Origin of the sequence: Ralstonia sp. UBA689 (assembly GCF_002298975.1) — a bacterium.
Classification (GTDB): domain Bacteria; phylum Pseudomonadota; class Gammaproteobacteria; order Burkholderiales; family Burkholderiaceae; genus Ralstonia.
In genome coordinates this window covers 457,104-470,156 of the sequence record NZ_DBMV01000001.1, presented here as the reverse complement: position 1 = coordinate 470,156, position 13,053 = coordinate 457,104, and the positions used below count along the sequence as shown (strand labels likewise).

Here is a 13,053-nt window from a genome sequence, read left to right as displayed (position 1 = left end):
CGGAGTATGGCCCAAGAGCAGGCGCCTTATTTGCCATCTTTCTTCCCGGAGACCGCGTAAAGCTCATGGTGCAAGACGGTAACGCAAACGGGCACAACAGTCTTGAAGTCAAACCAACCGACGCTGACCCATATGTGGCTACTGGCACCGTGGATGAAGAACTCACGCGCCGAGACGAAGAACGGCGCGAGAAGAATCAGCAAATGCGCATCGCCCGCGAAGCTGAAGTCGCAGCCGAAGCGGAGTTGAGGAAACAGGAGGAAAACGCTCAATGAAGGTCCTACGTTGGCCCACCAAGATGCCCGATGGCGGGTTGCTGCCCCACGGCGATGCCGCCTACCAGCACGGCAAAGGCAAGGTCACGGACCCGCTCGGCGCCTGCAAGCAAACGATTCACATCAGCCTGCCTACAAATCGGAGCGTGCGCTTATGAAAGCCAAATTGATCACGACGCTTCTGCTCACCAGCGTCGCCCTGCTGGCCGGCTGCGACGACCGCGCGGCCATGGCGGCACGGGATGCCGCCGACCCCATGCAGTACGGTGAAGTCAGCGGGCTGAACTACACCCCCTATTACATCCACACCTTCAACCTGAAGGGGCGCGACGATAACGGCATTAAAGGCGGCGGACCCAATATTCAACCAGCTCGATCCAACGATTTGCCATCTGGCGGGGGAGGAGGAAAGTGTTGCGCCGCCTTCCCCAAGCAATGGCGCCCCGGCTTGAAGGTCACCGTGCGATGGATTGCCGACAAGAAGCTTGACGGCGTCACTTATGGCTCTTGGTACAAGGCCGACGCCGAGTTGCCTGAGTATGGAACCGCCACCTACGGCATGTGGGTCATCTTCCTCCCTGGCGATCGGGTCAAGGTCATGGTCAAGGATGGCAATGCAAACGGACATAACCGCGTCTGGGCTCGCCCTGCTGATGATGATCCTTATGTGGGCGTTGGAACTGTAGACGAAGAACTCACGCGGCAAGACGAAGAGCGGCGCGAGAAGGATCGCCAAATGCGCATCGCCCGCGAAGCTGAAGTCGCAGCCGAAGCGGAGTTGAGGAAACAGAAGGAGAACGCTCAATGAAGATCCTACGTTGGCCCACCAAGATGCCCGATGACGGGTTGCTGCCCCACGGCGATGCCGCCTACCAGCACGGCAAAGGCAAGGTCACGGACCCGCTTGGCGCCTGCGAGCAAACAATTCACATCAGCCTGTTCTTTGACGGCACTAACAATAACGATGATGAGGACAACCCAGAGTTCCGGGATTCCAATTGGCTGGCACACACCAATGTGGCACGGCTGTACAACGCGGCACGAGAAGAACCTTGGAATGGCATCTACCGGCATTACATCGCTGGCGTTGGCACGATCTTCAAGAAGCTCGGCGAACTCGAATACTCCTCCGCAGGCAAAGCCTTCGCCCGCGGTTATGGCTGGCGTTGCGTGTGGGGTTACACGCGAGTCCTGAACTCCATCTACAAGGCCATTGCGGATGCAGACGTAGATGAATTGATCCGAGACGACGAAGCCAAAGACCTCTGCCACGCCACAGCAGACGGCTACCGGAGTTTCTCCACCCTCTTCGACATGAAGCACCGAAATCTTGCAGGCATCCAACGCGACAGGCAGCGCGACTGCCAACGCAACAAGATGGTCAAGCAGGTGTGGATCAACGTGTTCGGCTTCTCGCGTGGTGCGGCCTGCGCACGGTCATTCATAGGCAAGCTCACACGTGATTGGGCCCCCGGCGGCAAGATTGCCGGAGTGATCCCCTATCAGGTCAATTTCATGGGGCTCTTCGATACGGTGGCATCTGTAGGGCCGCCAGACTCAGTCAAGGCGGCGTTTCAGATCGAGCTCTTCGACGGCCACTTCGCCTGGGCAAGCAACGGCCTGATGAATATCCCCGAGAGCGTCAAACGCTGCGTGCACTTCTTCTCAATCCACGAGCAGCGCATGAGCTTTCCGATGGACACCATTCGAGAAGGCAATGCGTATCCAGGCGGAGCAGGCCAGCGGCTGGAGGTGGCCTACCCCGGCGTGCATTCCGATGTAGGTGGCGGTTATACGCCGGGTGACCAGGGTAAGGCTCGCGGTGGCGATGCCGACAAGATCAGCCAGATTCCACTCCATCACATGTATATCGAGGCGCTACGCTGGGGCGTACCGCTGATGGTGGGCGAAGACATCAACAGAAGCCCCTACATGAAGGACGATTTCGCGTTGAGCCCGTCCGTCGTCAGTGCTTTCAATGCCTGGCTGGACAGAACAACCGAAATCAGCCGCGTAGAGGATGCAATGCGCTTTGGCATGCGTCAGAGCGTTGCGTGGCGGGCCTTGCGTGCTCGATGGGGGACGGGCAACTACATCACGAACAGACCGTTCTTCAACGCAGCGCCGGAAGACCCGCTAACGCCGCACCAACTGAAATTGCGCGTCGACAAAGCTGTTGAGAGCGACGCAGAAACCTTGAAACTGCGCCAGCGCATCAAGGAGTTGTCCGCAGGCACCAGCATGGCAGGACTGGCGAACGCCGCGCAGGGCTATGTCAGCGCGGCCAAGCGCGCAACCCAGATGAAGCAGGCCGCCGAGCGAGACCAGCAGATGCAGTCAGTCTGGGATGCCGTGGCACGCCGGCGCGAACAGATATGCCAGGAAATCGCTAAGAAGAAAGACAGAACGCGGCCTGGCGAAGGTGCGGATGAAACCGTCACCAATGATCAGCACGATCTGCGCGAGGCTGCGGAAGAATTTCGCCTGTTGCTGGGTTACCTCCACCCGTCGATGCAGGCCGAGCTTGGGGTGGAAGAGTCTTCGTTTTCCGCTCGACCGCAAGCAATCAGCCCAATCAGCCTGTTCGGACCGCTGGGCATTACGCTCGCAGCACTTCAGAACATGGGGCGATTCCTATGTGTGCGGCGCGAGAAGAACCCGGACAGCGAGCAGATACTGCTGGTGAATCGAGATTTGCACGTACAAACCGCCGCCGCCACCGCCAAGCACCTGCAGGTCTATGACGTACTGGTGGTACCAGCGCGCGCCATGGTGGCAACGTTGCGCGAATGGACAGCACCAGCAGTCGTCGATCAATTCGCACAACAAGAGCGCGCCAGCGTCGCCCTCTTTGACGATTACATCCACGACAGCCGCGCATGGTTTCGCGTGCCCAACTTCCATGAATATGCGCCCGGCGGTTTTGGCTGGGCGCGCACTTTTTATGTCGGCAACGACAACGCCATCAGGCATTTGGGCTTGGAGGACGATGCGCGTGCCGCGGCCCAAGCAGCACAGACAGAAGCACTCATGCGGAGCATCAACTCCGGGCCAAGGCCCACGCTCGACGAAATGCTCATGGGAGATTGAACATGCCATTCAAATCCATCATCGTGGTCGGAGACGTCAACTCCAGCAACGGCCGCGTCATCAGCGGCTCACCCTCAGACACCATTGACGACAAGCCCATCGCCCGCAAGGGCGATCTGGTGGACTGCCCGGCACGTTACCCAGATGGCCGCCCGCACGGCGTGAATCCCATCATTGAAGGCGATGATTCCATGATCGTGAACGGCAAACCGGTAGCGCTGCACGGGCATCGTTGCCAGTGCGGTTGCACACTCGTTGGCACCACGACTGGGTATGTCGATGGCTAAACGTTCGCGTTCAAAGAAAGCGCCAGTCTGGTTGGCCGATCGAGGTGCGAAACCTGGCAAGCCGCAGGCCAAATCCGAGCAGACGGGAACCGCTGCAGAAAAGAAACTCACAGACGTTAAGGGCGCCATTCATGGCAACGACGCACCGCCCGTGAAGGTCGACGAATACAGCGAGGCCGAGCTTGCAACAATGCTCGAGCGCATCGAGCTGATCGGCCATCCTTATGGCCTGAGAATTGCGGGGCGTCGATTGCTTCGCGTCGTAGCCGATCTACCCTCCGTCAAGCACCTTAGACGCGGCCAGATCGACCATCTGCGTGCCCGGCTCGTCATGGAGATCCGGACCTTTGAAAAACTATGCCATCGGGCCAGCTTTGACCGTAATCACATCGTGGGGGCCAGTTATTGCCTGTGTGCAGCGTTGGATGAGGCTGCGCATCACACCCCCTGGGGCGGTGGCGGCAAAGACGGCATCGGCGCATGGTCGCAACACTCGCTCACCGCGCAGTTTCATGGCGACCGGGATGGCGGCACCAAGGTGTATCAACTGCTCGCGCGCCTGGTGGAAGATTCCGATGCAAATCTCGTTCTGATCTACTTGATTTACATCATCACGAGCCTGGGCTTCATGGGCCAATACCGCGTCAAGGCGAACGGCGATCGTGAGCATCAACTGCTGCGCCAGAAGCTCTACACGATTATCAAAGCGAGAGTCCCACCGGTACCGCGCGAGCTTTCACCGTCATTGCATGTCGCCACGGAACGCAACCTCAGGCCAATTGGCGGCATTCCAGTGTGGGTAACAGCAGTTGTTTGCATGGTGGTTTTAGCTGGAACCTACGCCTATTTCCAATTCAAGTTGCACAAGGCACAGGAGGAAACCTTGCAAGCGATCGACGCCATCAACAAAATGGTCGCTGCCCCGCCGCCCTTGCCTGCGCTTGATGCGCCAAAATCCCGAGCGAACATCACGCCCGGTCGCCAGCAATCGGAGAGCCGATAGCCTATTGCTGCAGCCGACAGACCAATCGCGCGCTCGGACAATGCGCACGGCCGACAACGGGCACCCAAAGGTGCCCGTTGTCTTTGCAGCAATCAAAGGCGCCGATCAGAAGCGGTGCTGCAACCCCGCCGTCACACCCACCTGATTGTTGCCATAGCCGACCGCATCCCGCGACAGACTCACGTTCTGGCCATTGCGTGCCTTGGCATAGCCGCCGGCCAGGTAAGCCGTGGTGCGCTTGGACAGCGCGTACTGGCCACGCACCGAGAACAGGATCGGATCGGCATCGTTGCCGTCCTTGATGTTCTGCTTGTAGACCGCGCCGTACAGCGTGAAGGCCGGCGTGAAGTCATAGCTGGCGCCCAACCAGTACATATCGCTGCGCAGGCTGGCGGCGGCTGTGGTGAACGTACGCTTGTAGTTGCGGTAGCCCGCGAACAGCTTGAGCGCGCCGAAGTTGTAGCTGGCACCGGCATGAATGCCTTGGATGTAATCGGTCGTATCCGCCGGCGTGGTGCTGGTGCCCGCGCCATTCTGGCGATCCCACGTGGCTGCGGCCGAGAAACCGCCCGCGCTGTAGCCGATACCCAGGTCGTACTTCGAGCTGCTCTTGAAGTTGCCTGCGACCTCGCCAAAGGCCATGGTGGCGCCCAGCTTCAGGCCGCCGAACGTGCCGTCATAGCGGACGGCGTTGGAGGCGCGCGTGAACATGCCGTCCTTGCGCCCCCCCGTGGCGGTGGCCGACGTGGCCCACGAGTAGTTCGGCGCGTAGCCCATCGGATCGTACGGCAGCATGAAGTCGTACGTGGTGGTGAAGGTGCGTCCGGCCACCACCTGGCCGAAGCTGCCAGCCAGGCCCACGGTGGCGCGGCGGTCGAACAGCGTGTTGTCGGTGTCGAGCTTGCCGGTGTCGATGGCGATGCCGCTTTCCAGGTTGAAGATGCCCTTCAGTCCACCGCCCAGGTCTTCCGTGCCGCGCAGGCCCCAGCGGGATGTGTTTTTGCCACCCGAGACCAGTTGCGTGACGCTGCCGCCGTTCGGGCCCGCGTGGTTCACGTACTCGATGCCCGAGTCGATCAGGCCATACAGGGTCACGTTGGAGGATTGCGCGGCGGCAATATCGGCAGTAGCGGCGGTGGCGAGCGCGACCACCGCCAGCGCCATCGAAGTCTTGTTCATCAGGTCTCCCTTATACGTTGTCAGGCCACAAAGGCCGCCATTGCGGCACCTCCGGGCGGGACGGATCGTATGAGCGACGCACTTTCAGTTCACTTTCGATTGGCGGGAAATTGGTGGGGGATGCGCGTGGGCTCGGGATTTTCCCTAGCTTCAAAACGCGAGGCGATGCCTGTATCTCTCTGTGCCCCTGCAAGAAGAATCCGATATGCGCATCCTGTTGGTCGAAGACAACCTGAAGCTGGCCAGCACGCTGGAAGAGGCCCTGGGCCAGGCCGGGTTCACGGTCGACTGCGCGCACGACGGCCACGCCGCCGATCTGCTGCTCACCACGCAGGACTACGCCCTGGCCATCCTCGACATCGGCCTGCCGCGCGTGGATGGCCTGGAAGTGCTGCGGCGCCTGCGCGCCCGCAAGAACCCGCTGCCCGTGATGATCCTGACCGCCCACGGCGCCGTGGAAGAACGCGTGCGCGGCCTGAACCTCGGAGCTGACGATTACCTTGCGAAACCGTTCGACCTGAGCGAGGTGGAGGCACGCGCCCGTGCGCTCATCCGACGCAGCCACGGCCACGAGAGCACGCAACTGCAATGCGGCCCGCTGCACTACGACGGCATCAGCGGCGCCTTCACGCTCCATGGCGAACTGCTGGCGCTCACCGGCCGCGAGCGCGCCGTGCTGGAGGTGCTGATCCTGCGCGACGGCCGCGCCGTCAACAAGGCCGCCATCTCGGAGAAGATTTTCAGCATCAACGAGTCGGTCAATGCCGACGCCATCGAGATCTACGTGCACCGCCTGCGCAAGAAGCTCGACGGCAGCGGCGTGGCCATCGTCATGCTGCGCGGGCTCGGCTATCTGCTGGAAGCCACATCGGCGCAGCCGGACACCGCTCCGTGAACGCACCGAGCCTGCGTCGGCAACTCTCGCTCTGGCTTGTGCTGCCGCTGCTGGGGCTGCTCGCGCTCGATGCATGGCTGACCTACACGCGCGCCATGACCGCCGCCAACTCGGCATTCGACCGCACGCTGGAAGCATCGCTCAAGGCCATGCGCGAAGGCGTGCGCCTGAGCGACGGGCACTTCGCCATCGACCTGCCTTACCTCGCGCTGGAAATTCTCGAATCCGAAACGGGCAGCAGCATCTTCTATCGGCTCGTCGATGCCAAGGGCGCCACGCTCACCGGCTACGATGGCTTGCCGATACCCGGCGGCCGCCAGCCCGCGCCATACCGTACCCTCTTCTACGACACGCAGTTCCGCGGCATGCAGGTCCGCATGGCCGCGCAGCCGCTACCGGTGCGCGATACACAGTCCTCACAGATCCAGATTGTGTGGCTGCTGGTGGGCGAAACGCTGGAGCCGCGCGAAGCGCTGGCGAACGAGATTCTGGCGGGATCGCTGCAGCAGGAAGTGCTGCTGGTGGTGCTGGCCGTGGGGGTTGTCTGGCTGGGCGTGCGGCGCGGGCTGCGGCCCCTGCGCCAGTTGAGCGAGAGCGTCGCCAGCCGGGGCGCTGATGAGCTGGCCCCGCTTGCGCAACACGGGCTGCCGGCAGAAGTCGCGCCGCTGGTCGAGGCAATCAACCAATATGTGGCGCGCCTGCTGCGCATGCTGCAGGCGCGCAAGCGCTTCTTTGCCGACGCTGCCCACCAGTTGAAGACGCCACTGGCCGTGATCCAGGCGCAATCCGAACTCGCCCTGCGCGAGCCCAACGGCGACCGTATCCGCCGCCATCTGGAACCGCTGCACGGCACCGTGCGCCAGGCCGCCCGGGGCGTGCAGCAACTGCTGTCGCTCTCTCGCCTGGAGCCGGACAGCGGTTACGCCCCGCAACTCCAGCCGCAGCGGCTCGATACGCTGGCCGGCGACGTGGCGCTGGAACTGGCCCCCATTGCACGCAGGGCCGGCATCGACCTCGGCTTCGAGGGCGAGCCCGTCACAGTCACGGGCGAGCCGCAATGGCTGCAGGAACTGGTCGGCAACCTGCTCGACAACGCCATCCGCTATGCCGGCGACGGCGCACGCGTAACGCTGCGGGTCAAACGCCAGCACACCCCGATGCTGGGCGAACAAGCCTTGCTGCAGGTGGAGGACGACGGCCCCGGCATTGCCATGCCCGAGCGCGATGCGGTGTTCGGCCGCTTCTACCGTGGCGCGGCCTCGCAAGGGCAAGACGGCAGCGGCCTGGGCTTGGCCATCGTGCGCGAGATTGCGCGCATGCACGGCGGTACGGTCGGGTTGTCGGACACGCCCGGTGGCGGACTGACGATCAGCGTCTGTCTGGCGCTGGCGCCGCCCGACGACACCCCAGGCAACACAGCCTAGCGCCGCGACGGGTTGCTGCGGGACAACATACTGGACGCTCCATCCAGAAGCCGCCCGCTCCACATAACGGGCACGCACCGTTTTTGTGACGCTGCGTCGCACCAAATTCAGGCAGATCACACAGCGCACCGAGCAGGGTCAAATTGGCTCCATCCCCTCCGCGCCTGCCCACAACATCCGCCTGCATAGCGGCCTACACTCCAACCACCGCGCCCAATCATGGGATCGCCCGCCATGCTTGCCTTGGCAAGGCCTCGGGGGTTTTCCCTATTGTGGTGCCGGCATGCCGCACGCCCGTTGGCTGTGCCCAGCATCCCACACAAAATGGCTCCATCAAATAGTCAGAATTGGGTCCACTTGGCAGAACAATGAGCCGCTATAGTCCATCCACAATTCGACACAACATCGACATGTTGACCGGCCCGGAAGGACCCGTGAACGGCAGGAGGCAGCAATGAAGACGGACGACGTGATCGTCAGCTTTCGCGGTGTACGCAAGACGTATGACGGCGAGACCCTCGTGGTCAAGCATCTGGATCTGGACATCTACCAGGGTGAGTTCCTGACCCTGCTGGGCCCCTCCGGCTCGGGCAAGACCACGTGCCTGATGATGCTGGCCGGGTTCGAATTCCCGACCGGCGGCGAGATCCGCCTGGAAGGCGCCCTGCTCAACAACGTGCCGCCGCACAAGCGCAACATCGGCATGGTGTTCCAGAACTACGCGCTGTTTCCGCACCTGACGGTCGCGCAAAACGTGGAATACCCGCTGACCGTGCGCAAGCTGCCCGCCGCCGAACGTGCCGAGCGCGTGCACAAGGCCCTGCAGATGGTGCGCATGGAAGGCTTTGCCAAGCGGTACCCGGCGCAGCTCTCGGGCGGCCAGCAGCAGCGCATCGCACTGGCGCGCGCGCTGGTGTTCGAGCCCAAGCTCGTGCTGATGGACGAACCGCTGGGCGCGCTCGACAAGCAACTGCGTGAACACATGCAGTACGAGTTGAAATCGCTGCACGAAAAGCTCGGCGTGACCTTCGTCTACGTGACGCACGACCAGGGCGAGGCGCTCACCATGTCCGACCGCGTGGCGGTGTTCGACAAGGGCATCGTGCAACAGCTCGACACGGTGGACAGCCTCTACGAGCGCCCCTGCAATGAGTTCGTCGCCAACTTCATCGGCGACAGCAACACGCTGCGCGGCACCGTCACCCGCGTCGAGGGCGACTACTGCGAACTGCAGCTCAACGACGGCGCTCGCGTGGTCGGCCGCAACATCGCCGGCGCCAATGTTGGGGCCACCGCCACCGGCTGCATCCGCCCCGAGCGTATGCGCCTGACCGAAGGTGCCTCCGCCGCCGGCAATGCGATCACCGGACAGACACGCGGCCTCGTCTACTTTGGCGACCACGTGCGCATGCGCTGCGCCCTGCCCGACCAGCCCGAATGTTTCGTGAAGGTGCCGCTGGGCACGCGCGCGCTCGACGGCTTTGCGCCGGGCGCGCCGATCCAGCTTGAATTCGCACCCGAACACCTGCGCGTTTTTGCATGACGCACGCGGGCAACCCTGCCCGCATGCCACGACCACACGTTGTACCCACACGCCAATAAGAGGAGCCAGGAATGAAACACATCGCAAAGACGCGTCTGTCCGTGCTTGCCGGCGCGTTCGCCATTGCATTCGGCGCGCATGCAGCGGAAATCACCGTCGTCAACTTCGGCGGCGCCAATGGTGACGCGCAGAAGGCCGCCTTCAACAAGCCGTTCGAAGCGCAGACCGGCAACAAGGTCACCGTGGTCGAGTACAACGGCGAGCAGGCCAAGATCAAGGCCATGGTCGAAGCCAAGCACGTCAACTGGGACGTGGTGGAAGTGGAATCGGGTGACATCGGCCGCGGCTGCGATGAAGGCCTGTTCGAGAAGCTCGACTGGAGCAAGATCGCCAAGAAGACCGATCTGATCCCCGAGTCGCCGAGCACCTGCGGCGTGGGCTTCTTCGTGTGGTCGACCGCGATGGCGTACAACGCCGACAAGCTCAAGACCGCCCCGACCGGCTGGGCCGATTTCTGGGACGTGAAGAAATTCCCGGGCAAGCGCGGCATGCGCAAGGGTGCGCGCGGCAACCTGGAATTCGCATTGATGGCCGACGGCGTGCCCGTCAAGGACGTCTACAAGGTGCTCGCCACCAAGGACGGCCAGAACCGCGCGTTCAAGAAGCTCGATCAGCTCAAGCCGAACATCCAGTGGTGGGAAGCCGGCGCGCAGCCGCCGCAATTCCTGGTGGCGGGTGACGTGGTGATGTCCACCGCCTTCAACGGCCGCATCGACGCCGCCCAGCGCGAAGGCAAGAACCTGAAGGTGGTCTGGAACGGCAGCATCTACGACCTGGACTACTGGGCCATCCCCAAGGGCACGCCCAACAAGGCGCTGGCCGAGCAGTACATCGCCTACACGCTGTCGCAGAAGCCGCAGCAGGAGTACGCCAAGCACATCGCCTACGGCCCGGCCAACGTAGCGGCCATCAAGGCGCTCGACGCCAAGACGCAGGCCAACATGCCGAACTCGCCGGAGAACGCCAAGAACGCCGTGCTGCAGAACCTGCAGTTCTGGACCGACCACGGCGACGAGCTGGAACAGCGCTTCGCCTCGTGGGCATCGAAGTAACCGCATAGTGGTGTAACGCAGTGACCGCGCGGATGCCCCGCCCTATGGCAAGGCATCCGCCGGACGAATTCCCGTAGCGATGGCGAGGCAGCATTGAACACCATGACGATCGCGGCTGAATCGGTTCCTGATTCGACGGCCAAACTCAAACGCGAACTGAAGAGCGCTGAGGCGCGCAGGCGTGCCATGGCGCTGGCGCTGGTGGCGCCGCTCGCCATCTTCCTGCTGCTGATCTTTGTCGTACCGATCGGCGCCCTGCTCACACGCGCCGTGCAGAACCCCGAGGTGGCCGACGCGCTGCCCAAGACGGTCATCGCCCTGAAAGACTGGGACCGCAAGAGCCCGCCGGCCGACGCCGCCTACGCCGCGCTCGCCGCAGATCTCACCATCGTGAGCGAAGGCGAAGCGATGGGCGCACTGGCCCGCCGCCTCAACACAGAAATCCCGGGCTTCCGCTCGCTGGTTGCCAAGACCGCACGCGCGATGCCGCTGGCCGATGACCAGGGCAAGGCACTGACGCTGACGCCCGGCCAGACCCGCGCCAAGCTCCTCGAACTCGACGACCGCTGGGGCGATGTCACCTACTGGCAGGCCATCGCCAAGAACAGCAGCCGCACGTCGCCGTTCTATCTGCTGGCCGCGCTGGACCACCGGCAAGATGCCTTCGGCCATATCGAAGCGACCGACCCCGACGAGCAGATCTACGTGACGGTGTTTATCCGCACCTTCGTCATCAGCGCGATGGTGACGCTGTTCGCACTGCTGCTGGGCTATCCGCTCTCGTACTGGATTGCCTCGTTGCCGGAGCGCCGCGCCAACCTCGTCATGGTGATGGTGCTGATCCCGTTCTGGACGTCCATCCTCGTGCGCGTGGCAGCGTGGATCGTGCTGCTGCAGACCGAAGGCCTGATCAACCACGGGCTGATGGACCTCGGCATCATCAAGGAGCCGCTGGCGCTGCTGTTCAACCGCGTGGGCGTGTACATCTCGATGACGCACATCCTGCTGCCGTTCATGATCCTGCCGCTGTACAGCGTGATGAAGTCGATCCCGCCCACGTACCAGCGGGCGGCGGTGTCGTTGGGCAGTCATCCGTTTGCCGCGTTCTGGCGCGTGTATGTACCGCAGACGTATCCGGGCATCGGCGCCGGTGCGCTGCTGGTGTTCATCCTCGCCCTCGGTTACTACATCACCCCCGCACTGCTGGGCGGGCCGAACGACCAGATGGTCAGCTACTACGTGGCCTACTTCACCAACGTCACGATCAACTGGGGCATGGCCTGCGCGCTGGGCGCCTTGCTCTTGCTCGCCACGCTCGTGCTGTACGCGGTGTATGGACGCTTCACGCGGCCCAAGGTCCGCGTTGGTTGAACGGAGCCCATCGAAAATGAAACTCGCCAAACCGATGTTCGCCCCGCACACCTCGCTCATCGAGCGCATTTGGTATTTCGCGCTGCGCGGCCTGGCCGTGCTGACGCTGCTCTACCTCGTGCTGCCGGTGCTGGTGATCGTGCCGCTGTCGTTCTCGTCGAGCACCTTCCTCTCGTATCCGATTCCGAGCTATTCGCTGCGCTGGTATCAGAACCTCGTCACGTCTGACGAATGGCGCATGGCGGCCAAGAACAGCTTCATCGTCGCGCCTGCGGCCACGATCGTGGCAACGGTGCTCGGCACGCTGGCCGCCATCGGGCTGAACAAGGCGGACTTCCGTGGCAAGGGCCTGCTGATGGCCGTGCTGGTGTCACCGATGATCGTGCCGGTGGTGGTGGTCGGCGTGGGCATGTATCTGTTCTTTGCGCCGCTGGGGTTGGCCAACACGTATATCGGGCTGATCCTCGCGCATGCGGCGCTCGGGGTGCCGTTTGTGGTGACAACGGTGCTGGCGACGCTGCAAGGGTTCAATCACAACCTCGTGCGGGCGAGCCTGTCGCTGGGCGCCAACCCGGTCATGACGTTCTTCCGCATCACCCTGCCGGTGATTGCGCCGGGCGTGATTTCGGGGGCGCTGTTTGCGTTTGCTACGTCGTTTGATGAAGTGGTGGTGACGCTCTTCCTGGCCGGCGCCGATCAGGTCACGCTGCCGCGTCAGATGTTTACCGGTATTCGCGAGAACATCTCGCCGACGATTGCTGCGCTGGCGACGATCTTGATTGTGTTTTCGACGTGTCTGCTGCTGACGTTTGAGTGGCTGCGGGGGCGGGCTGCCGCGAAGGCCGTGGCCTGACGGCGCCCGCCTCGCGTGCGC

Annotated in this window: 12 protein-coding genes and 1 pseudogene; 12 read left to right on the top strand and 1 reads right to left on the bottom strand. The window is 62.9% G+C overall.

Annotated elements, in window-relative coordinates; all coding sequences use genetic code 11:
- From B4F51_RS02285 to icmH, 6 genes and pseudogenes are all read left to right on the top strand, one after another.
- Window positions 1-275, top strand: a pseudogene (locus B4F51_RS02285) (DUF3304 domain-containing protein); the annotation flags it as partial.
- Window positions 272-433: a hypothetical protein gene (locus tag B4F51_RS02280; RefSeq protein WP_296223458.1), complete on the top strand. Its 162-nt coding sequence runs from the start codon at window positions 272-274 to the stop codon at window positions 431-433. The pseudogene B4F51_RS02285 and the gene B4F51_RS02280, both read left to right, overlap by 4 nt.
- Window positions 430-1,083, top strand: coding sequence for a DUF3304 domain-containing protein (locus B4F51_RS02275; RefSeq protein ID WP_296223457.1), 654 nt, complete (start codon window positions 430-432; stop codon window positions 1,081-1,083). Before B4F51_RS02280 ends, B4F51_RS02275 begins: the two co-directional genes overlap by 4 nt.
- Window positions 1,080-3,365 carry a T6SS phospholipase effector Tle1-like catalytic domain-containing protein gene (locus B4F51_RS02270; RefSeq protein ID WP_296223456.1) on the top strand — a complete coding sequence of 762 codons (2,286 nt, stop codon included), beginning with the start codon at window positions 1,080-1,082 and terminating at the stop codon, window positions 3,363-3,365. The genes B4F51_RS02275 and B4F51_RS02270 overlap by 4 nt, the downstream gene beginning before the upstream one ends.
- A gap of 2 nt (window positions 3,366-3,367) precedes the next feature.
- On the top strand, window positions 3,368-3,652 hold the full coding sequence (locus tag B4F51_RS02265; protein WP_296223455.1) for a PAAR domain-containing protein: 285 nt from the start codon (window positions 3,368-3,370) through the stop codon (window positions 3,650-3,652).
- Window positions 3,645-4,655 carry a type IVB secretion system protein IcmH/DotU gene (gene icmH / locus B4F51_RS02260; RefSeq protein WP_296223454.1) on the top strand — a complete coding sequence of 337 codons (1,011 nt, stop codon included), beginning with the start codon at window positions 3,645-3,647 and terminating at the stop codon, window positions 4,653-4,655. Before B4F51_RS02265 ends, icmH begins: the two co-directional genes overlap by 8 nt.
- A 105-nt stretch (window positions 4,656-4,760) precedes the next feature.
- Here the strand turns inward: icmH and B4F51_RS02255 are convergent, their stop codons facing one another.
- Window positions 4,761-5,834, bottom strand: a complete 1,074-nt coding sequence (locus B4F51_RS02255) for a porin (protein WP_296223453.1) — start codon at window positions 5,832-5,834, stop codon at window positions 4,761-4,763.
- 205 nt (window positions 5,835-6,039) lie between these two features.
- Here B4F51_RS02255 and B4F51_RS02250 point away from each other — a divergent pair, with 205 nt between their 5' ends.
- The 6 genes from B4F51_RS02250 (at window position 6,040) to B4F51_RS02225 (ending at window position 13,032) form a co-directional block, all read left to right on the top strand.
- Window positions 6,040-6,729, top strand: a complete 690-nt coding sequence (locus tag B4F51_RS02250; RefSeq protein WP_296223452.1) for a response regulator — start codon at window positions 6,040-6,042, stop codon at window positions 6,727-6,729.
- Window positions 6,726-8,153 carry a sensor histidine kinase gene (locus B4F51_RS02245; RefSeq protein ID WP_296223451.1) on the top strand — a complete coding sequence of 476 codons (1,428 nt, stop codon included), beginning with the start codon at window positions 6,726-6,728 and terminating at the stop codon, window positions 8,151-8,153. The genes B4F51_RS02250 and B4F51_RS02245 overlap by 4 nt, the downstream gene beginning before the upstream one ends.
- A gap of 454 nt (window positions 8,154-8,607) precedes the next feature.
- A complete protein-coding gene (locus tag B4F51_RS02240) occupies window positions 8,608-9,696 on the top strand; it encodes an ABC transporter ATP-binding protein (protein ID WP_296223450.1) in 1,089 nt (362 codons plus the stop codon).
- Window positions 9,697-9,767: 71 nt separating this feature from the next.
- Window positions 9,768-10,808, top strand: a complete 1,041-nt coding sequence (locus B4F51_RS02235; RefSeq protein ID WP_296223449.1) for an ABC transporter substrate-binding protein — start codon at window positions 9,768-9,770, stop codon at window positions 10,806-10,808.
- Between the two features lie 102 nt (window positions 10,809-10,910).
- Complete coding sequence (locus B4F51_RS02230; RefSeq protein ID WP_045206412.1) at window positions 10,911-12,179, top strand: ABC transporter permease; 1,269 nt, start codon at window positions 10,911-10,913, stop codon at window positions 12,177-12,179.
- A gap of 16 nt (window positions 12,180-12,195) precedes the next feature.
- A complete protein-coding gene (locus tag B4F51_RS02225) occupies window positions 12,196-13,032 on the top strand; it encodes an ABC transporter permease (RefSeq protein ID WP_012762038.1) in 837 nt (278 codons plus the stop codon).
- The last annotated feature ends 21 nt before the right edge of the window (window positions 13,033-13,053 follow it).

Bases quoted from the DNA above. Each gene is read 5' to 3' on its own strand.
- B4F51_RS02280 (WP_296223458.1), top strand. From the start codon at position 272: ATGAAGGTCCTACGTTGGCCCACCAAGATGCCCGATGGCGGGTTGCTG.
- B4F51_RS02275 (WP_296223457.1), top strand. From the start codon at position 430: ATGAAAGCCAAATTGATCACGACGCTTCTGCTCACCAGCGTCGCCCTG.
- B4F51_RS02270 (WP_296223456.1), top strand. From the start codon at position 1,080: ATGAAGATCCTACGTTGGCCCACCAAGATGCCCGATGACGGGTTGCTG.
- B4F51_RS02265 (WP_296223455.1), top strand. From the start codon at position 3,368: ATGCCATTCAAATCCATCATCGTGGTCGGAGACGTCAACTCCAGCAAC.
- icmH (WP_296223454.1), top strand. From the start codon at position 3,645: ATGGCTAAACGTTCGCGTTCAAAGAAAGCGCCAGTCTGGTTGGCCGAT.
- B4F51_RS02255 (WP_296223453.1), bottom strand. From the start codon at position 5,834: ATGAACAAGACTTCGATGGCGCTGGCGGTGGTCGCGCTCGCCACCGCC.
- B4F51_RS02250 (WP_296223452.1), top strand. From the start codon at position 6,040: ATGCGCATCCTGTTGGTCGAAGACAACCTGAAGCTGGCCAGCACGCTG.
- B4F51_RS02240 (WP_296223450.1), top strand. From the start codon at position 8,608: ATGAAGACGGACGACGTGATCGTCAGCTTTCGCGGTGTACGCAAGACG.
- B4F51_RS02235 (WP_296223449.1), top strand. From the start codon at position 9,768: ATGAAACACATCGCAAAGACGCGTCTGTCCGTGCTTGCCGGCGCGTTC.
- B4F51_RS02230 (WP_045206412.1), top strand. From the start codon at position 10,911: ATGACGATCGCGGCTGAATCGGTTCCTGATTCGACGGCCAAACTCAAA.
- B4F51_RS02225 (WP_012762038.1), top strand. From the start codon at position 12,196: ATGAAACTCGCCAAACCGATGTTCGCCCCGCACACCTCGCTCATCGAG.